At 40.6% G+C, this 19,804-nt stretch carries 20 protein-coding genes and 2 other RNA genes; 9 read left to right on the forward strand and 13 right to left on the reverse strand.

From position 1 onward, the window contains the following. Positions 1–161: 161 nt before the first annotated feature. Positions 162–1,805, reverse strand: coding sequence for an acetolactate synthase large subunit (locus H6G28_RS24200; protein WP_190594422.1), 1,644 nt, complete (start codon positions 1,803–1,805; stop codon positions 162–164). A 149-nt stretch (positions 1,806–1,954) separates the two neighbouring features. Further along, positions 1,955–3,322 (reverse strand): NAD-dependent succinate-semialdehyde dehydrogenase, encoded by a 1,368-nt coding sequence (locus H6G28_RS24205; RefSeq protein WP_190674894.1) that lies wholly within the window; start codon positions 3,320–3,322, stop codon positions 1,955–1,957. 829 nt (positions 3,323–4,151) lie between these two features. Here H6G28_RS24205 and H6G28_RS24210 point away from each other — a divergent pair. The 4 genes from H6G28_RS24210 to H6G28_RS24225 all read left to right on the forward strand — a co-directional run bounded on the left by H6G28_RS24210 (position 4,152) and on the right by H6G28_RS24225 (position 7,549). Beyond that, positions 4,152–4,862, forward strand: coding sequence for a P-loop NTPase family protein (locus tag H6G28_RS24210; protein ID WP_096582981.1), 711 nt, complete (start codon positions 4,152–4,154; stop codon positions 4,860–4,862). A 450-nt stretch (positions 4,863–5,312) separates the two neighbouring features. Beyond that, positions 5,313–5,864 carry a histidine phosphatase family protein gene (locus H6G28_RS24215; RefSeq protein WP_190674897.1) on the forward strand — a complete coding sequence of 184 codons (552 nt, stop codon included), beginning with the start codon at positions 5,313–5,315 and terminating at the stop codon, positions 5,862–5,864. A gap of 368 nt (positions 5,865–6,232) precedes the next feature. Further along, positions 6,233–7,105 (forward strand): peptidoglycan-binding domain-containing protein, encoded by an 873-nt coding sequence (locus tag H6G28_RS24220; protein ID WP_190674900.1) that lies wholly within the window; start codon positions 6,233–6,235, stop codon positions 7,103–7,105. Between the two features lie 90 nt (positions 7,106–7,195). After that, on the forward strand, positions 7,196–7,549 hold the full coding sequence (locus H6G28_RS24225) for a phage holin family protein (RefSeq protein WP_190591406.1): 354 nt from the start codon (positions 7,196–7,198) through the stop codon (positions 7,547–7,549). A gap of 264 nt (positions 7,550–7,813) precedes the next feature. On the opposite strand, the gene H6G28_RS36960 is transcribed toward H6G28_RS24225, so the two are convergent. The 4 genes from H6G28_RS36960 to H6G28_RS24245 form a co-directional block, all read right to left on the reverse strand. After that, entirely contained in the window at positions 7,814–8,413 is a 600-nt protein-coding gene (locus H6G28_RS36960) for a cobalamin biosynthesis protein (RefSeq protein WP_190674902.1), read from the reverse strand. Between the two features lie 63 nt (positions 8,414–8,476). Continuing rightward, positions 8,477–8,653, reverse strand: coding sequence for a hypothetical protein (locus H6G28_RS24235; RefSeq protein ID WP_190591408.1), 177 nt, complete (start codon positions 8,651–8,653; stop codon positions 8,477–8,479). 184 nt (positions 8,654–8,837) lie between these two features. Then, complete coding sequence (locus tag H6G28_RS24240; RefSeq protein WP_190674905.1) at positions 8,838–9,647, reverse strand: Rpn family recombination-promoting nuclease/putative transposase; 810 nt, start codon at positions 9,645–9,647, stop codon at positions 8,838–8,840. A 134-nt stretch (positions 9,648–9,781) separates the two neighbouring features. Then, positions 9,782–10,237, reverse strand: a complete 456-nt coding sequence (locus tag H6G28_RS24245; RefSeq protein WP_190591410.1) for a DUF29 domain-containing protein — start codon at positions 10,235–10,237, stop codon at positions 9,782–9,784. Positions 10,238–10,582: 345 nt separating this feature from the next. On the opposite strand from H6G28_RS24245, the gene H6G28_RS24250 reads away from it, so the two are divergent. From H6G28_RS24250 to H6G28_RS24265, 4 genes are all read left to right on the forward strand, one after another. Beyond that, complete coding sequence (locus H6G28_RS24250; protein ID WP_190674908.1) at positions 10,583–10,861, forward strand: hypothetical protein; 279 nt, start codon at positions 10,583–10,585, stop codon at positions 10,859–10,861. A 187-nt stretch (positions 10,862–11,048) separates the two neighbouring features. Next, positions 11,049–11,789, forward strand: a complete 741-nt coding sequence (locus tag H6G28_RS24255) for a cytochrome c biogenesis protein CcdA (RefSeq protein ID WP_190591412.1) — start codon at positions 11,049–11,051, stop codon at positions 11,787–11,789. 3 nt (positions 11,790–11,792) lie between these two features. Then, positions 11,793–13,178, forward strand: a complete 1,386-nt coding sequence (locus H6G28_RS24260; protein ID WP_190591413.1) for a cytochrome c biogenesis protein — start codon at positions 11,793–11,795, stop codon at positions 13,176–13,178. A 712-nt stretch (positions 13,179–13,890) separates the two neighbouring features. Continuing rightward, on the forward strand, positions 13,891–15,291 hold the full coding sequence (locus H6G28_RS24265; RefSeq protein ID WP_190591414.1) for a DUF4114 domain-containing protein: 1,401 nt from the start codon (positions 13,891–13,893) through the stop codon (positions 15,289–15,291). Positions 15,292–15,504: 213 nt separating this feature from the next. Here the strand turns inward: H6G28_RS24265 and queF are convergent, their stop codons facing one another. The 6 genes from queF to H6G28_RS24295 form a co-directional block, all read right to left on the reverse strand. Then, positions 15,505–15,903, reverse strand: a complete 399-nt coding sequence (gene queF, locus H6G28_RS24270) for a preQ(1) synthase (protein ID WP_190674910.1) — start codon at positions 15,901–15,903, stop codon at positions 15,505–15,507. A 102-nt stretch (positions 15,904–16,005) separates the two neighbouring features. Next, the gene (locus H6G28_RS24275) at positions 16,006–16,401 is read right to left on the reverse strand and encodes a hypothetical protein (RefSeq protein ID WP_190674914.1); all 396 of its coding nucleotides are present in this window, start codon (positions 16,399–16,401) and stop codon (positions 16,006–16,008) included. A gap of 164 nt (positions 16,402–16,565) precedes the next feature. After that, on the reverse strand, positions 16,566–16,949 hold the full coding sequence (locus tag H6G28_RS24280; protein ID WP_190591417.1) for a phasin family protein: 384 nt from the start codon (positions 16,947–16,949) through the stop codon (positions 16,566–16,568). 26 nt (positions 16,950–16,975) lie between these two features. Beyond that, positions 16,976–17,072: signal recognition particle sRNA small type (gene ffs, locus H6G28_RS24285), an RNA gene on the reverse strand. A gap of 95 nt (positions 17,073–17,167) precedes the next feature. After that, positions 17,168–17,264, reverse strand: an RNA gene (gene ffs / locus H6G28_RS24290) — signal recognition particle sRNA small type. 164 nt (positions 17,265–17,428) lie between these two features. Next, positions 17,429–17,695, reverse strand: a complete 267-nt coding sequence (locus H6G28_RS24295; RefSeq protein WP_190591418.1) for a YciI family protein — start codon at positions 17,693–17,695, stop codon at positions 17,429–17,431. Between the two features lie 192 nt (positions 17,696–17,887). Between H6G28_RS24295 and H6G28_RS24300 the strand changes: the two genes are divergently transcribed. Then, positions 17,888–19,012 (forward strand): RNA-guided endonuclease InsQ/TnpB family protein, encoded by a 1,125-nt coding sequence (locus H6G28_RS24300; RefSeq protein ID WP_190674916.1) that lies wholly within the window; start codon positions 17,888–17,890, stop codon positions 19,010–19,012. A gap of 36 nt (positions 19,013–19,048) precedes the next feature. On the opposite strand, the gene H6G28_RS24305 is transcribed toward H6G28_RS24300, so the two are convergent. Continuing rightward, positions 19,049–19,651 (reverse strand): PEP-CTERM sorting domain-containing protein, encoded by a 603-nt coding sequence (locus H6G28_RS24305; RefSeq protein ID WP_190674919.1) that lies wholly within the window; start codon positions 19,649–19,651, stop codon positions 19,049–19,051. Positions 19,652–19,804: the final 153 nt, after the last annotated feature.

A 19,804-nucleotide genomic window follows, 5' to 3' on the forward strand; every position in this document is an offset into this window, starting at 1 on the left:
TAGTAATACTTGAGCCTTGTTTATGAGGTACAGCAACTGATTGAAAAAAGTAAATGGTGTACCTCACTTACTTCAAAAGTGCTGTATCAGGGTGCAGGTTTAGGAGGGAAAAACCTTACACCCATTCTCAATAGACAACCTTTATGTGTCAGTCCTCAGAACTACAGTTCACAACTCAATTCACCGGCTTTTTGAGTAAAACGGCGATTTTCTCTGTAATCTACAGGACAATCAATAACTGCGGGTACATCCTGCGCTAAGGCTTCTTTAAGGATCGGGATTAAATCGAGACTAGATTCCACGCGATAGCCTTTTAAACCCATACTTTCGGCTAATTTGACAAAATCGGGATTACCAAAATGGACGAAAGATGAATTACCTTTACCAAAGTGGTTTTCTTGCTTCCATTCAATTAAGCCATAACCACCATCATTAAAGATTAAGGTGACAAAGGGAGTACCGACGCGCAACGCTGTTTCTAATTCTTGGGAATTCATCATAAAGCCACCGTCACCCGTTACAGCCACAATTTTGCGCTTGGGATACACCAGTTTAGCGGCTAAAGCACCAGGAATCGCAATCCCCATTGCGGCAAAGCCGTTAGAAATAATGCAAGTATTGGGACTATGGCAATGATAATGACGCGCCATCCACATTTTATGTGCGCCAACGTCGGAAATTACAATATCATCTGGCCCCATGACTTGCCGCAAGTCGTAAATTAATTTTTGCGGTTTAATTGGATAACCTTCATCATTAGCATATTGTTCATAATCAGCGCGAATTTCACTGCGTAAACTAATCGCATAAGGATTTGGTTTACCTTGGCGGTCGGCGACTTTTAAGATTTCAAACAAAGAATCGGAAATATCACCAATAACTTCCACATTACAAACATAACTACTATCAATTTCTGCCGCAGATGTACTAATATGTACGATGGGAATATTCCCTTCAGGATTCCATTTTTTCGGCGAAAATTCAATTAAATCATAGCCGATCGCAATTACTAAATCTGTATTATCAAAACCGCAGGTAATAAAGTCTCTTTGCTGTAATCCGACAGACCATAATGCCAAAGGATGAGTATAAGGAATTACACCTTTACCCATAAATGTATTAGCAACAGGGATATTCATTTGTGTTGCAAATTGTGTTACCGCATCACTAGCTTGACCACGAATTGCACCATTACCAACTAAAATTAAGGGATTGACGGCTTGAGAAATCATCGCGGCGGCGGCGCGGATGCTGGCGAAAGATGCGTAGGTTTTTTCAGTTTTATCGCGCTGTAAAGGTTTCCCTTCCACAGACATAGCGGCGATATTTTCTGGTAAATCGATATGCACTGCACCGGGTTTTTCGGTTTGCGATCGCTTGAAGGCTTTGCGGACTACTTCTGGTGTAATACTCGGTCGCACAATCTGTTTATTCCACTTAGTTACCGGGGCAAACATCGCCACTAAATCTAAATATTGGTGAGATTCAATGTGCATTCTATCGGTTCCCACTTGCCCAGTAATTGCTACTAAAGGCGCACCATCCAGGTTAGCATCAGCCACACCAGTCATCAAATTTGTTGCCCCAGGGCCAAGGGTAGAAAGACAAACCCCAGCTTTACCAGTTAACCGTCCATAAACATCGGCCATAAAAGCCGCACCTTGTTCATGACGAGTCGTAATAAATTTAATGGTAGAGTGTTTGATTGCTTCTAAAACGTGTAAATTTTCCTCACCCGGCAGTCCAAAAACATACTCTACACCTTCATTTTCTAAACACTTTACTAATAGTTCTGCTGTATTCATTTTAAGTTCCTCATAAGATGCACAAAGTAGGGAATGGAGAGTGGGGAGTGGGGAGTAGTGATACATCAAGTAAAAAGTAAAAAACTAGGTTTCTTTTAACTTTTGCCTTTTGATTTTTGCCTTCCTATTCCCTACTCCCTACTCACTAATCACTTCACCCAAACAGTTTTAACATTGACAAACTCTTGTATGCCTTGAATGCTTAATTCTCGGCCATAGCCAGAACGTTTGAGACCGCCAAAAGGTAAGCGGGGGTCAGATTTAACTAAACCATTGATAAAGACTGCGCCAGCTTCAATTTCGGCAATTAAGCGTGAACGTTCTTCGTCGTTGTTTGTCCAAGCACTTGCACCCAAACCAAAGGGTGTAGCATTTGCCAGTTTAATCGCTGCATCAATATTTGGCACTCGAAATAACAAGGCGACTGGGCCAAAAAATTCTTCCTGGGCAATTGGCGCGTCAAGAGGAATATCTGAGATGATTGTTGGTGGATAAAAGTTACCAGGAAGGTTTGATATAGGATGCCCACCAGTCAAGACTTTACCGCCGCTTTGTTTGGCAACTTGTACTTGCTGATCTAACTCTTGGAGGATATCTGGTGTGGCGAGTGGCCCTAAATCGGTGTCTGGTTGCATAGGATCGCCGACTTTTAAAGCCAGAAATTTATCTAACAATAACTTCTCGAATTGATCAGCGATCGCTTCTTCCACAATAAAGCGTTTCGCAGCAATACAAGATTGCCCATTATTTAACATCCGGGCGGCGGTGGCTGTCGCTGCTGCGGCTGCTATATCCGCACTGGCTAAAACAATAAACGGGTCACTTCCCCCCAATTCCAAAACAGTTTTTTTAATGTGTTTGCCGGCGTTGGCGGCTAAAGACGCACCCGCAGGTTCACTTCCAGTTAAGGTAGCAGCTTTTACTCGGTCATCAGCAATTAAATCAGCTACTTTTGCCGCACCAATTAATAAAGTTTGAAATACACCTCCGGGAAAACCAGCCCGTTGGAAAATATCGGCAATTGCTAAAGCTGATTGCGGTACATTCGACGCATGTTTTAATAAACCAACATTACCTGCCATCAGTGCAGGTGCAGCAAAGCGAAACACTTGCCAAAAGGGAAAATTCCACGGCATCACTGCCAAAATTACCCCCAAGGGCTGATAGCGGACAAAGCTATGACTAGCATCTGTTTTCACAGTCACATCCGCCAAAAAATCAGCAGCATTTTCCGCATAATAGCGACAAACACTGGCACATTTTTCAACTTCTGCGATCGCTGCTTTGTATGGTTTACCCATTTCCAGCGTCATAATTTTGCCAAAGTCTGCCTTTTCTTGGTCTAAAATTTCCGCAGCCTTTTGCAACCAGAGCGATCGCTGTGGGAAACTCGTCTTACGGTACTGCTCAAAAGCCTGATTTGCCAAATTTAGTTTAGCGGCAATTTCTACATCGTTGAGTGGCTCAAAAGTTTTGAGCGTCTCCCCAGTGGCGGGATTGATGGTGGCGATAGCCATTACCTGACCCCCATTAAAAAACAGCTTGAGGTAGCCGCCTATTTTTACACAAATTAGTTATAGAAGCTACCACCCAAATTGTAGACTTCTTGCTCAAAATTGGTTGCTTAATATTACAATTTCGCAATTAAATCTATAACAATAGATACACTAATTGACTGTATTTTTAGGTAGATACAGGACAGATTCAATGATTTATGGATGAGATTTTTTTGCTCAATTACTAGGCAAAAATTACTAGATATAGTGATGATGTTTGTGGGTGCGATCGCTAAATAATCAAGCGCACAGCCTGACATAAAGCCAGGATTTTAAGATAACACCGAAAATATTAAAGTGCTACTCGCAAAACTCTAAAAGTAGAGTCTGGTATTTTTTTGCCTCTTATTCCCCCCAGCAAATGTAAAAGTTTGTATCGAACCCTTGTCAGTCTTTGATGATAGGATTATTTAAATTTTGACCCTGATCGGTAACATGACAGGCACAAAGTCTCAAAAAACTCTATAGATAAACGTTAATTTAACGTGATGTGCAACTTTCTCTCAAACCTAACCCCCAACCCCTTCCCTACAAGGGAAGGGGGGTAAGATTCAAAGCCTCTCTCCGCTTCGGGGAGCCAGCGCGTTGCGGAGGTTTCCTCCGTTGTAGCGACTGGCGTGAGAGGTTTGGAGAGGGGTTTCAAGAATAAGTCACACATCGCGTTAATTTAACGAAAAATCAGCAGTATTTCTCAACAGATGGTATAAAAGTTGCAGCAGAAGCCACCAAAAGCTTCCAAAACACAAGCAGATATTTTAAATAACTTCAAACAGTATTAGGGGTAGCTATTATGCCAACAATTCATTTAATAGATGGTGAAAAAGGTGGGGTAGGAAAGTCGCTAGTCACCCGGACAATGATTCAATATTGCTTAGATAAGAAAATTCCCTTTGTCCCCATAGAGACGGATAGATCAAATCCTGACGTAGCTGGCGTTTATAAAGGTATGTGTCAGTATGCCGTTTTTACCGAAGATGAACGCCAAGCCGACAAAGCTGATAGAATCTTTGAAATGGCAATGTCTAAGCCTGTAATTGTCAATCTCGCCGCCCAAAGCCATCGCGCCGTCAAAAACTGGATTGATAAAAACCAGTTACTCGAACTCGGAAGCGCCGAAGGAGTTAGTTTTTGTAAGTGGTTTGTCACTACAGGCGGCTATGACAGCCTCAATTTATTTGTTCAGTCAATCAATAGCTATGGTGATAAAGTCCCCCATGTCCTTGTGAGAAATTGCGGACTGTGTGACGACTGGGAACACGTTGATTCTGACCCGAACATGCAACAGTTAGTACAGAAGCATAACGTTCAGGTTGTGGACTTTCCGAAATTGGCATACAAAGAAAGAAACATCATTGACCAAACTCGCATGACTTTCTCTGAAGCAAGAGAATACAAAGAATTTGGTATTTTGAGCAAACAGCGAGTCGTACATTTTCTCAAGCTGGCTTACGCTGCTTTTGAAAAAGTTGGCATTTGGTATGAAGAAGTAAAGCAGGCTTAATAATAATTCGATGGTCATTTGTCACTTCTTGTCATGATCATTTTGACTTTCCATTTATGCACAACACAAGTAGTTTTAGTGTTATGTCCTTAGCCTAATTAGGACTTACGCACAAAGATTTTCTGTAGAGCCCAGGTGAAGGGGTGTAGGGCTTCGCTATGAGCGTCAGCAGAACGGTGTAATGACTTTAGATACATACACCCCTTCACCCTTGCCCAAACCCTTGATTTTTCACTTTCATACGAAAGTCATAATCAAATAGGGCGCAAGTAAGAAAATTAATTCCAGAAAAAATCGTTTTATTTACTCAAATGCTTTAATGGTCAAGCTTTCATCCGCCAATGTCGCGCAACTTCCTTGCGCGACATTAGTTTTTAACTATCCAAGCTTGTATGTTATTCATGAATATGAGAAATTAAACTTAAATCTGTTATTGGACAATAAATAGCATTGTCAAACAAAATTTTCTATTTAGTTAGGCACTGTCAAGCATCAGGACAAGAACCTGAAGCACCACTCACGCAAGAGGGTATAATACAAGCCAATTTACTTGCAGATTTTTTTTCGAGAGTTCATGTTGAACGTATTGTCTCTAGTCCTTTTGTTAGAGCGTATCAATCCATCACACCTCTTGCTGACAGGCTTGGCATTACTATTGAGCTTGATGATCGACTCAGAGAAAGAGTATTGAGTACAGCCGTGCTTCCCGATTGGCGTGACCATCTGCTCAAGACTTTCGACGATCTCGATTTATGTTTAGTAGGTGGTGAATCAAGTCGTGCCGCAATGCAACGGGGAGTTGCAGTAGTAAATGAAATTTTGTTGCACAATACTAAGACTACGATTATTGTCACGCATGGTAATTTAATGACTCTGCTATTAAAACATTTCCACCAGCAGATAGGTTTTGCTGAGTGGCAGCGTTTGACAAATCCAGACATATATAATGTCGTGATTGGCAATGATTATGTAGAAGTTAAGCGGATATGGCAGAAATCGTGACTTAATTCTACAGTGTGCTTAGAAAATATGTTCTAGCCAATACTTCGCAATAGAGATGCACAACACTGGCTCTCACAACCATTGATTTATCTGAGTGTGACTAGTGTTAGCAAGAAATTCAGGGTGGAATTTGCTTACTTTGAGGGCATTGTAATTATTGCTGGATTTGGGGCGATCGCACTTGCTTATCTAGGTCATTGTAATTATTGCTAGATTTGGCGCGATCGCACTTACTCATCTAGGACATTGTAATTATTACTGGATTTGGGGCGATCGCACCACAACCCACCATATTGTGCTGTACTAGCTTTTTTCTGGACTCCAGTGGCTGGTAATATTAGCAACAGAAGATTCTGGGGGTAAATTCCATGAAAGGCAGCCTAACAGCATGTTTCTTGAAGTACTTAGAGTTACGGTCAGGCTTGCGCTGCTTGAGTGCTAATCAGTTGTATTGGTTACTGCTGTTATTTTCTCCGCCTTTATTTGTTGCTTCTTCGTCTATAGTTTCATTGGCTGCACCTTTGGAAATCGCTCAAGCTGTCCCAAATGCTGCAATTTCTCGTCCGACGCTGAAAATTGGCTCTCAAGGGGAACGTGTTTCGGAGTTGCAAGCCGCACTCAAGCTTTTAGGCTTTTACTCAGGCAATGTTGATGGAGTTTATAACGAAAATACGGCAAATGCAGTTTCTCGCTTCAAGCAAGCCGTTGGTTTAAATCCTGATGGGGTAGTTGATGCGGCTACTTGGCAAAAACTGTTTCCTAAAGAACCAGCATCTACCAACACGGCTGCATCTTTGTCCGCAACTCGACCAAGCACTACCAACGCTGCTGTAGCGAAACCAGAACCAAGACCTGCTACTCCTAGAACTAGAACCACCCAAGTACCAACACTCGCACCAGAACCTAAACCAGTTAACCGCAGAACTCCCACAACGCAACGCAGAACTCCGACAAAGCCAGCAGCACCAACTCTTACTTTTCGCCAAGTTCCGGGAATTCAATACACTGCGGAAGGATATCCCATTTTACGTCTAGGGATGAGTGGTCAAGATGTCATCACGTTGCAAAAACAATTACAAAGGTTTGGTTTTTTGAATAGTGGTAATGTCGATGGTGATTTTGGACGCACCACCGAAACCGCAGTGAAAGCGTTGCAAAGGCGTTATGGGTTAGAAGAAGATGGTGTAGCTGGTGGCGCTACCTGGGACATTCTCTTGCGGCGATCGCCTGGGCAACGATAGGCTAATAATACGTAGTTATGTCAGTTTTCAGTAGGGATGGTATATGGCATCTCTACTCAATTTATGTGATGGAAGTAGTACCTGTTTGATATGAAACACTTTTTGTTAACTTGGCTGGCTACTGCGGTGGCGTTACTGATTACCTCTAGAATTGTCGATGGTTTTATTGTCAATAACTTTGTTGCGGCTTTGGTAGCAGCATTGGTTATTGGCTTGGTCAATGCTTTTATTAGACCAGTTTTACGCCTGTTAGCCTTTCCTATTACTTTACTAACTTTTGGGTTATTTACATTTGTCATTAATGCTTTATCTCTGTGGTTAGCCAGTGCTATTACTCCCAGTACTGGTTTTGAGATTAAAGGCTTTTTACCCGCATTGCTGGGGTCAATTGTATTATCAATTGTGTCGAGCGTGATTAATTATTTTCTCAGAGCTGTTGAATAAATAATGACAATTCGCAATTCGCAATGACGCGACGCTCGTTCCTCGCTAACGCAATTAAGAAATCTAGCTCCAGTAAGACTTTCCTGATTTATATCTGTCGCATTCTTTTCTTAAATTGGTATAAGTTGGCGCTTTCATTATTCATTGGCGAGAGTTTCCAGACGACTTAAATTTCGTAATATAGTTCAGCTTATTCGCAAGACTTCCATCTCCCTTGTCCCCCTTGTCTCCCTTGTCTCCCTATTACAACTCCCTGAATCACGCTTAAATTTCTTGCGCCACCGCTACAGTTACTACCCCAGGTAGTTCTGATAAGCGGAAAATATTTTTTGGAACCAATAATTTAGCACCAAGTTTGCCATTGTCAGCCGCCAAAATCGCCGCCGCTTCTGCAACACTGGGTGTTCCCGTGGCTGTGGTAATGATTGCAGATGGGTTGGGGACTATGACAGTAGATAACTTTGCTGCGGAAAACATTTGCAAAAGCCAATGGCGTTGATGGCAAATTTCTATTAATGCTGTATCTGATGCTTTTGTATCAATGGTAGCAATTCCGGCGATCGCACTTTCATCGAGTAAATATTTTTGAAATACTTGTTCAATGGCTATCACCATCAACTGCGCCGAAGTCCCTTGTTTAAAACCAATTCCCACCCACAAATTTTGTCGGTAATCAGAATCTTTTGCCTGGGATTTTGTAGTGAAATTAATCAGCAATCTCCGATGATTTGAGTTGGGGAAATTGTCGTTGATTGCAATACCGGAAAATTGATCGATAGAATACTGTTCCCAAAAATTAAAAACTATATATTGAACTTGTCTAGCACAGTAGGAAGCACCAAGGGAGAGGATAGGCAAAAACATTAGGTTATTTCCTCATATTTTGCTTCATTTTTAGCATTGAAGCATTAACTTTTCGCCTGTGCTTTACCTTGGTGTTTCAATTTCTTTTTCTCTGTCGCAGTTGGCGAAAATAGCTGCGATGGAGTTTTGCTGTTTGGAAGTTAAGTAGAACGACGAGAAAAAACCAAAGTATGTAAAGATAAATAAATACGTAATATTTGCGATCGCAGTAGCTACAGCATTCAAGCTTACAGTTATCATAAATCCACTATCAATAAGCCAAATAGCGGCAAAATTTTATGTGTCTATTCTACTGGTAAAACTACTGATGCGCTAAACCTGGGGGCGATCGCTCTTGGCGGCTGTTTAGTCAATTGTACAGAACGAATCTTTGCTAATTATAGGTAAGATGGGGTGCGATCGCCATAACTCATCACAGGTAATCTTACCTATATTTCTCCACAGATTCCACAGCAACATTAAATTGTTGAGCAATCTGTTCTACACTCATCCCAGTTTTCAGTAACAGTGGGACAGCAACTTTTAACAGTTCAGCTTCCCGTTGTTCTCGACCTTGTTCTAAACCTTGTTCTAAACCTTCCGCTTTGGCTTCCTGATATACTCTTGTTTGTTCTAAACTCAGTCCTAGCATAGCTTCTACTTCCTCTCGACTCAAAGATGAAAATTTGTAAACAGCAATTGTCGTAATAATTTCGATGATTTCGGTTTTTGGTAGTTTGCCTGTTTCTTCTAATTTTACCCGTTGAATTAGTTGCTTGGCTTGTTCTGCCATTGTTTCGGAGGATGCGGTTGTCAACTGTATTAAGTTGATGCCTATTGGCAGAGTATCAGAAGTACCTAACTCATCCAAATAAATGCACTGAACTTGGTCGCTGTTTAAAAATATGCGATGAGTTCTTTTATCGTTTGGTTCTAAAGAGCGTGATGGAAAGATTACCACACAGTACCAATCATCGTATTGATCTTGATTGCGGTTCAAATACATCATTGATTCCGTAAAAAACCGATGATAAAGACCTTCATCTTTCTGAAATTGCACTTCGGCAAAAAATATAACTCTAGATGTTGCGTCTTCTGGTGGTAAGAAAACACCATCAATCCGAAAGGCGGTTTCTTTCACCTCCACTGACTCAAATCGATAGTTTTGCGCCTGTGCAGGACGGTTATCAACGAGTTCAAATATTAATGCTGGAAATCGTTTGAAAATTTGGTAATAAATAGAGTCGCGTTTCACTGAAATATTTAAATATGGGAATTATTTCGAGATTAATTTTATCAGTCTATATCTAAATACTTAATAACAAGGCGATCGCTCGTTACGGAATCAAGGTATACCTTTAAGCTGGGCGTTTAGCGATCGCTCTAAAATTAAGGGATAAAATCTGCGTCAAGAATCTGAGTTACCGAAAAAGGCGATTCTTTGGGGAATAATTCTGAGTTAAGTTGATATTTTCTAATGGTATCGTTTCTGGCATTTGTATAGCAATCTAGAAATACATCCTCTAAAACAGATTTTAAACTGGGACTATCTTCTAGAAGATAAATTATTTGTCGTCTTTGCTCAACAACAGTATTACGCCACCCTCTAGAGTTGTCATCTTTTTCGGCTGTCCAAAATTGGAGCTTTAATAAATGTTCAATTAAGATTATTAGACGATTTTTTAGTTCTTTCTTTTCACTCCGCCCCATACTATCAATTTCTTCAATTAAATTCGTAATATCTAATTGTTCCAGTTTTCCTTCCTGCAAAAGTTTTACTGTATTTTGTGTCCACAAATAAAAATCTTGTTCATATAATGTTTTGTTATTCTTGTTTGTCAGCATAAAATTTTCTCCTGACTCGATAGAATATTGATTCTATTATACAGTAAATAAATGCTCACAATTCACGATCATTATATTAATAAATGCTGCTAATGTTAGCTTAATTCAACATTATTATTCTCTAGAAAAATTTTCCCAATTTTTCTAAAAATTTTTGCATTAGTGCTTGACAAGTATAAATTTATACTTTAATGTAAAGGCATGATAAAGCAGATCGCCCAATTCTATCCAGAAACAAGCGATCGCCCTTATCTAAACCCAAAACTGAAATAAAAGCGATCGCGTAATTCCGGCAAGAAGGCGGCGATCGCTTTTATAAAAACCCAAACCTGGAGTTTCAACCCCATGATTGCATATTTACTACAATTTGCCCAATCCAAATTAGCGCAGTTCTTAGGCGCAAATGCCAATTCCCCCAGCCGCAAGCAATTCGCACCACAGCCATTTCCCCACAGAGAACCAATCAAACATTTGCTCATCGGTTCTCCCAAAGCTGTCACCAGTACCATTCACCACTTGCATCTGCTGGGCTACGCTAATGTTGCAGATTGGAGTCCACTACTTCCAACCGACAATCCAGATGAGGTGATGAGTATTCTAACTCGGCAAATTTTAATGCAATGAGTAGTGCTGTACACTTCGACTTCGCTCAGTGTACAGCACTGATTAGGGTAAAGTGAAAAAGACGTTGCACTGCAACGTCTTTTTTAACATCTAACCTCAACTAAATGTACCTCTGCTTCTTTTTCCCTAAGCCTGTGAAGTAAGCTAGAATTCAAGCATATCAAGCATTTCCACATTAAAAATTTCTATGCTGGAGACTTTACAAACTCAAATTTATCAACTCGAACAATTTGCCAACAATGTAGTTGCTAACCAACTCACACACTTAAGTTTGTTGAGTGTGGGGATTATTTTTCTGGCTGGCTTACTCACCAGCTTAACTCCCTGTATGTTGTCGATGCTACCAATTACCATCGGCTATATCGGCGGCTATGAGGCGAAAAGTCGTCTACAAGCAGCAGCCCAGTCTACTTGGTTTGCATTAGGATTGGCAACTACCCTGGCTGGAATGGGGATCATAGCTGGTTTAGTCGGCAAAGTTTACGGACAAATTGGATCTGGTTTACCCATTATTGTCAGTATCATCGCCATTATTATGGGGCTGAACTTGCTCGAAGCATTGCCCTTACAATTTCCTTCTTTGGGCGAGACAAATTGGATTTCTCAAGATTTACCTCCGGGAGTGCGTTCTTATTCAATTGGCTTAACTTTTGGTTTAGTGGCTTCTCCTTGTAGTACCCCGGTTTTAGCAAGTTTACTGACTTGGGTTGCCAGCACAAAAGACTTAATTTTAGGCGCTGTTTTGTTACTGTCTTATACAGCAGGGTATGTAGCCCCTTTAATTTTGGCGGGTACTTTTACTGCTGCAATCAAAAAACTGCTGGAGTTGCGTCGTTGGTCTGGTTGGATTAACCCGGTTAGCGGGGCGCTATTGGTAGGATTTGGTGTTTTTTCTTTGATTTCTCGCATTCCCTTTGGCAGTTTGTAACCCATGACTTTAGATAATTCAGCGTCCACATCCACAACATCAAGTTGGTGGTCAGCACCTTGGCGATTTGTGCGTCAGGAGATTTTACCTGTACTGACAGACTTACGATTAGCGATCGCCTTATTATTAATCATTGCCTTATTCAGCGTTAGCGGCACGGTCATAGAACAAGACGAGTCAGCCAGCTTCTATCGCACTAACTACCCAGAACATCCAGCTTTGTTTGGTTTCCTAACCTGGAAGGTCATCTTAATAGTTGGTTTAAATCATGTTTATCATACTTGGTGGTTTAGTGCGTTACTCATCTTGTTTGGTAGCAGTTTAACTGCTTGTACTTTTACCAGACAGTTACCAGCCTTAAAAGCTGCCCAACGTTGGAAATATTACGAAGAACCCCGACAATTCCAAAAATTAGCCTTAAGTGCAGAATTAGATACTGCTTCTTTAGATTCCCTCGCTCCCTTATTGCAAAACCGTCGTTATAAAATTTTTCAAGACAAAGACAATATTCTCTATGCCCGTAAAGGCATAATTGGACGTATCGGCCCAATTATTGTACACATTGGGATTGTGATGATTCTGTTAGGCGGCATTTGGGGTTCCATGACTGGATTTACCGCCCAAGAAAAAATTCCTAGTGGCGATCGCTTTCAGGTAGAAAACATCATCAATGCTGGCCCTTGGGCAAATACCAAACACTTAAAAGATTGGTCTGTGCGGGTAAATCGGTTTTGGATTGAATACACACCCTCTGGCAGTATTGACCAATTTTATTCCGATATGTCTGTTTTAGACGATGACGGTAAAGAAGTTGACCGCAAGACAATTTTCGTTAACCAACCTCTGCGTTATCGTGGCGTAACCTTCTATCAAGCCGATTGGGGAATTTCTGGTGTCCGGTTCCAATTCAATAACAGTCCGGTGTTTCAATTACCAATGGCGGCGTTAAATACCAGTCCCCAACAAGGTAGGATGTGGGGAACTTGGATACCTACTAAACCCGATTTGAGTGAGGGTGTGTCTTTGATTGCCAAAGACTTGCAAGGCATGATGTTAATTTATGACAGCAAAGGTCAGTTAATTACAACAGTGCGGTCTGGGATGGCGGCCGATGTCAACGGTACGAAACTCAAAATCTTAGAAGTGATTGGAAGTACTGGCTTACAAATCAAATCTGACCCTGGTATTCCCATTGTTTATGGTGGTTTTGCCATTTTGATGACGGGTGTGGTAATGAGTTACTTCTCCCATTCGCAAATTTGGGCATTACAAAAAGGCGATCGCTTGTATGTTGGTGGTAAAACTAATCGCGCTCAAGTTGCATTTGAAAAAGAAGTGTTGGAGATTTTAAATGGACTAAATTCGCAATCAACAGCAGCAGTGGGGTAAATTTTAACTTTTTACCCTTTTCATTATCTCTCCACTAAAATCAACACGTACATAAATTATGAAGGCTGAATAAATATAGTGATTTTCTCTGTATCTTCACTGTAATTATTCAGTTTTTATATTTTTTAGTGTGCAGAGAAATATTATTTACTACTGAGAATCACAGCTAATTCTATTTTTTGAGGCTTTCATATAGCCCAAATTTATTATTATTCAGATAATTATCAGAAATATTTTGTAATTTGGCTCTTATATCTTAGCAAAAATGATTGTTAGAGAACCTAATTTACGCCTAAATTTTAAGCCTACTTTATAAATCCAGTATTACAGTCATTGGGTTTATAGAGTTTTATTTATTATCATAGCGATGAATTTATATAGTAATTTCATCCCTACTGAGATGAATGTCGTATCCTCAAAACTATCTCCTCATATTATCTGTGTTTTTACCAGTTTTGGATAACTAAATTTTTTGCCAGATAACAATCAGCCCCAAATTCTCATATCTGTTCGCTTGATTGATATTTCGTTATAAAGACTTAGCAAAAACAACTCTTAACTATCGACGTTAAAAATCTTAATAGGATACAAAGTAGTTACCCGAAAAAAAGTAGCTCCCATACAACCAGTTTTTTCCAACGGTGAGCAAGTGAATGATTGAAATTTCATTACTTGATTAAAAGAAATCAAAACTAGGTGCATATCAATATCTATGAAAAACATGAACAGAATCCGCTTTGGACTGATTGCTGCTGCTACTTTAACCTACTCACTTTCTGGTATAGCTTCAGCGAGTGCGACAACTACCATTCAAGAAGCCATCAAGGAAGCTCCCATAGCTGCTCAAAAGGCGAAAGACAGTGCAGATACTCTCAAAAAAGTTGAAGCTGCATTAACAAAAACCACACAAGTTGCAACAAAAGCTAAACAAGATGCTGCTAAGGTTTTAACTTCTGCTGAACAGACATTTCAAAAAGCAGATGCAGATTTTATTACAGCCAAAGCAGCGTATGATGCAGCCAATAAGACTTTAACTGATACCAAAACAGTCTATGATGCCGCTACTAAGGCTTTAGCAGATGCGAACACCATCCTCTCATCTGCAACTCCAGCGCAAAAAAGTGCAGCACAAAAAGCTGTTACTGACGCGACTAAAGCCTTTAATTCTGCAAATACCAAGCTGAATGATGCGACTAAAACTTTTAATTCTGCAAATACCAAGCTGAATGATGCTACAAGTAAGCGCGGTACAGCAGAACAAGCTAGAAATCAAGCTAGTCAACAACTGCAAACTGTCACTGCAAGTGCTGATAAACAAGTTAAAGATGCTGAAGATGCAAGAAATCAAGCTAAATTAGATGCTGATAATGCAGCTAAGTATTCCGTAGAGGCACAAGAAGCCGCCAAAAAGGCTAGTGACTGGAGTACAATGAAGCGTCTCTCTGTCACAGATAAAGCAGAAGACAAAAATTTCTTATCTATACTTCCCCAGTTTCAAGCTTTAGTACAAAAAGAAGGTGTGGCGATCGCCGCAGATAAAGTCCAAGCACAGCAAGTGGACTTTTCTCAACTATTTTTGAAACAAAAGCACAATGTACGTGTTTGGTTCCTGAATGAAGGCGCTACTTATAAAAACCAGTTAGCCTATGAATCAGTTAGGGGTGAACAATACAATAACGGTATGATTTTTGAAAATGTCTCTTGCGACAGCACCAAGAATAAGTGTGAAAGAGGCGATAAAGATGGTGTTTTAGATATCGGTGATTTTGTAGATTTGGGTAATTTTAAAGCTGGTACACAGCTGAATTTCTTACTCAAATCTGATGGATACAGCGCCACACCAAAAAATGGTGATATTTATGGTGCAGATGCCAGCCTTAACCCTGATGGCTTACAACACGTAATGGCTTGGAAGATTGGCAATTATCTGATGATGGGTTTTGAAGATTTACGCAATGGTGGCGATAAAGATTACAACGACACAATTTTTGTTGTTGACTTTGGTAAAGATAATCTCAAAGCCTCTGCTGTACCAGAACCTTCCGCCACACTCCCAATTTTGGGCTTAGGCGCATTGGGAATGCTGAAGTTGCGTCGCCGCCGTCGTTCATAGTTCAAGACTTAAGGATAAAGGTTGTCTGTAGAGAATGGGTTTAAAGGGGTAGGCATTTTAAACACTGATACCTCTTTACCCTAACCCACACCCTTGATTTTCCGTGTTATTAAATACTAAGTTGCTTTCAGGAATAGTATTCCTACTCCCCACTCCCTACTCCCTACTCCCACTTACTATCTTTAACTGCAACTGAGTATAAGCATTAGCGATTTAATGCGCTGATGCTTTTTGATGTCTGACTTCAATAACTGTATGGACGTTACCTCTAGGAGCAAAATCGGCTTTAACAGTAATTTCTAGCGGATCACAAGCTGCAACCATGTCATCTAAAATTTGATTGGCAGATTCTTCATGGGAGATATAGCGATCGCGATAACTGTTAATGTAAAGCTTCAGGGCTTTTAATTCTACTACCCGTTCATCTGGTATGTATGTAATGTGAATTGTGGCAAAGTCTGGATAGCCAGAAAACGGACATTTACAGGTAAATTCCGGCAAGGTAATGTTGATATCATATCGCCTACCTAATCGCGGATTGGGAAAGGTAATTAAATTACCTTCCGCAATGTTGCGTTCACCATACTTTACTTCTGATGCTTCCTGGGTCATGGGTCAATTATCCTTGGTCATCTATCGCCTCAACAATAATAGGCGAAAAGCTGATTAAGATAAAAATTCTTTGACCTTTGCCTTTTACCTTTTGCCTTATTTTCACTCTTGTTCCCAGTCAGGACAGTTTTGATCATCCCAACCGTGGGGGTGCATAGCGCAGACTAACAAGTTACCACTATAAACTTGACCATGATAGTTAGTACAACCCACACAAGCAGGATTTTGTTCTGGTGTGGGTTCTACTGAGTAGGGAAACCCCGGATCTACATCTGCAACCACATCTTCTAGTTCCCAATAAATTTCTAGGAAGGGTGCAGATATTTCTTGTAAGTATTGTTCTACGTCGGCGGCAATGTTATTTTGTACTTGCTCAGTCAATTCTTCTGTGAGGTCAAAAAAGCTATCAACCATATCATTCATTCCTTGAAAGAAGCGTTCGACTTCCTCTGCCACTGTTTCTACGATTCCCATTAAATCTTTTTGCCACTCTTCCATAAAATTGACGCTCTTACTGGCTATAAAATTAGGATGCTAACAACCACCCCAATTGAAGTACATAAATACATTCTAGGCAATGTATGTTATCAACTTCCTGGGTGATATCTGAGTTATAGTACTATTTGCTGCTGATGCTGAAGGTAAAAACAAACTGCCGTTTATTAATCGCGTTGCAGTCTTTTTAATTCTTCTTGCAGTTTTAGCACTTGGCTACGCAAGTCATCCACATTTTCAGTTGAGGTCTCTTTTACAGTTGGCTCTTCATCTTCCTCTAGGATTTCGATGCGACGAGGTTCAGAAGGAGTTGTTTTTTCAGTAGTATCAGCAGTGGGTGTTTGTGGCTGTTGCGCTTGCTTCATCATATCCTCAACGAAGCGGCGGGCTTCTTCTGTGTTCATTTCGCCCCGCGCTACCATTTCATCTGCCAGTTTTTGGACTTGCGATCGCAATTCTGCTACTTTTCCTCCAGCTTTCTCACCTGCGTAAGAAGCCAACCCAACACCGAGGTAAAAAGCTTTTTGTACAATATCTCCAAAACCGGGCATTGCTGCTGATCGCTCCTAAAAAATAGGGCGACCCGGAGACTACGCCTACTACAAGCATCCCGTATTGCTGCTACCTTCCGGTTCTGACAAGGTTTAGGCGTTGCAGTCGCATAGATCCAGGTCTAATGAAATAATAACACTAAAAGTTCGTAAGTGTGTCCTACTCAACCACATTTTTTTCTTCGTCAAGCTGGTAGTTAACACAGACCCAAAAACAGGTCAGCCCGGAGACTACGCCTACTACAAGCATCCTTGATTGCTGCTACTTTCACGTTCTGACAAGGTTTAGGTGTTTTAGTCGCATAGATCCGAGCCTCAAGAAAATAATAACACTAGGACTTACGCATAAAAACGAAAAATTAAGGATTTTGGTGAGGGTATAGGGGTGTATGTATCTCAAACCCTTACACCCTTACACCCCATCTTCATAGACAATATTGGTGCGTAAGTCCTGAACACTAAAAGTTCGTCAGTGTTTCTTACTCAACCACAATTTTCCACTCGTAAAGCTGATAGTCAACACAACCGTTTTTAACCAAGGGGTCTAGGGCAATAATAGCTTGAGCTTCATCCAGAGAAGCAGCTTCAAACAGCAACATCCCGCCTCCCATTTTTGCCCAATAGCCTGTTTTAGCTTGATGTCCTTTGGCAATTAAATCCTGTACGAATGCTTTGTGGGCAGGTATATATTGGTCAAAAATGGTTTTATCGACTTTTCCTGACTCTATTTTGACAAACCAGGGCATTTTGCTATGAACCTCATCGGAGCAAGAACTAGCTTCCATCACCATAAAGCTTTTGAGAGACGTAGCATAGCTACGTCTCTATTTCGATATTACCAAAAACATGGGTTGAAAGCCTCGCCCTTGAAGGGCGACTTTGCTTAATTTTAAGAAGAATTTGAGTTTTTAGCTTTAGATTTTTGGTAAAAAATTAATATGAAAACACTGAAGTTTAAGCTATATCAACACAAAAGAAATAGACACCTCAAACGCATGATAAATGCTGCCGGGGTAATCTATAATCATTGCATTGCTCTACACAAACGCTACTACAGAATGTGGGGCAAGCATTTGAGTTGTGCAAAACTCCAGTCTCATATTGCTAAATTAAGAAAGCGTAACCCATTCTGGCAAACAGTAGGCTCTCAATCAGTACAAGATATTTGTCAACGCATTGAGAAAGCCTATCAATTGTTTTTTAAACATAATAAAAAAGGAGTTAGAACACCGGGATTTAAGAAAGTTAAAAAATACAAATCATTCACCCTTAAACAAGCTGGCTATAAGTTTTTAAATGGCAATAGAGTAAAAATAGGTCAGCGAGTATATCAATTTTGGAAGTCTAGAGAGATTGAGGGAACTGTTCATACCCTAACCATTAAACGCACACCGTTGGGTGAGTTGTTTATGGTTGTGGTGGTTGATAATTGTGTTGAGTCAGAAACCAAGTCCACGACTGGTAGAATAGCGGGGTTTGATTTTGGACTCAAGATATTTCTCACTTGCTCGGACGGTACTAAAATTGAGTCACCCCAATTTTTTAAGCAATCCCTAAACGCTATTAAAAATGCTAGTAGACAGCATTCCAAAAAGTTAAAAGGCTCATCTAACAGAGAACGAGCTAGAAAAAATTTAGTACGCAAGCATGAAGATATTTCTCATCGTCGGCGTGATTGGTTTTGGAAGTTGGCACATGAACTAACTGATAAGTTTGATGTGCTATGTTTTGAAACCTTAAACCTCAAAGGAATGCAGCGTCTGTGGGGAAGGAAAATCTCAGATTTGGCGTTGGGAGAGTTTCTACAAATACTAGAATGGGTTGCCAAAAAGAAGAAAAAGAGGGTTGTTTTCATCGACCAATGGTATCCCAGCACTAAGACTTGTTCTTGCTGCGGCCATGTTTTAGAAAGTCTTGATTTGTCTACTAGAGAGTGGCGCTGTCCGTCCTGTCAGTCATTAAACGGCAGGGATGAAAACGCATCTCAGGTAATTTGTGCAGTCGGGGCATCGACTGTTGGGTTAGGTGATGTCAGTCGGGTTATGCCTGCTATCGCTGTTTGAGCCTAGAATCCCCACTCTTCAAGGGTGGGGAGTATGTCAAGAAGCTTTTGCATGTTTCTGTTTAGTCAATTGTAGCGATTGCTGGCGTTTAGATGCTGATACTAGGCCAAGAGTGCCAACAGCAAGTAAGCTCAAAATTGACGTATATTCAGGAATAGAGATAATTCTGGCTGAAAAAACAACGGCTGATTCACTATCTTCTGTCCCCAAAGACCCCAACACAAACGGCGGTGCTGAAAAAACCTCTAAATAACCCGGTATGGGCAGAAAACTAGCAAAAAACGGACTAGCATAGTTTCCTGATGATGTGGAATAACCAAAACCGTCACCTGTTAACTGCTGACTATTCAAACTAATTAAATTGTCCACGTTAAAAGGTTCGTTGCCAGGTATAGGAGTCCCCGCAGGTTGCAAACCAGTAATTGTTTCATTATTACGGGTGCCACTGATGTCCAAAATCTCGTAAAAACCGAAATTGTCAGGAGTGTCATTAGTAATGAATTTACCGCGTGCTGTTATACCAGAACCAAAATAACTCCATTCCCAATTTAAAGTGGCAGCAGAGACAGCTTGCATGGTTCCGAAAACCAATCCCGAAACAGTCAAGGCTGTAGTAGATAGTAAAGCGAGATTTTTCATAGAGGATAGTTGGGGGTAGATGCGTAACTGTAAAGCTGCGCTGCGAAAGGATGAGTCATCCCCAGGCAAATGCTGAAACTTTCTGTATAGCTTCCCTGGGAGTAAGGTAGATATTTCACCCGAAAGGCTTGTGGCTAGACATCAAAAACTTTG

Origin of the sequence: Nostoc sp. FACHB-190 (genome assembly GCF_014696905.1) — a bacterium.
Lineage (GTDB): Bacteria > Cyanobacteriota > Cyanobacteriia > Cyanobacteriales > Nostocaceae > Nostoc_B.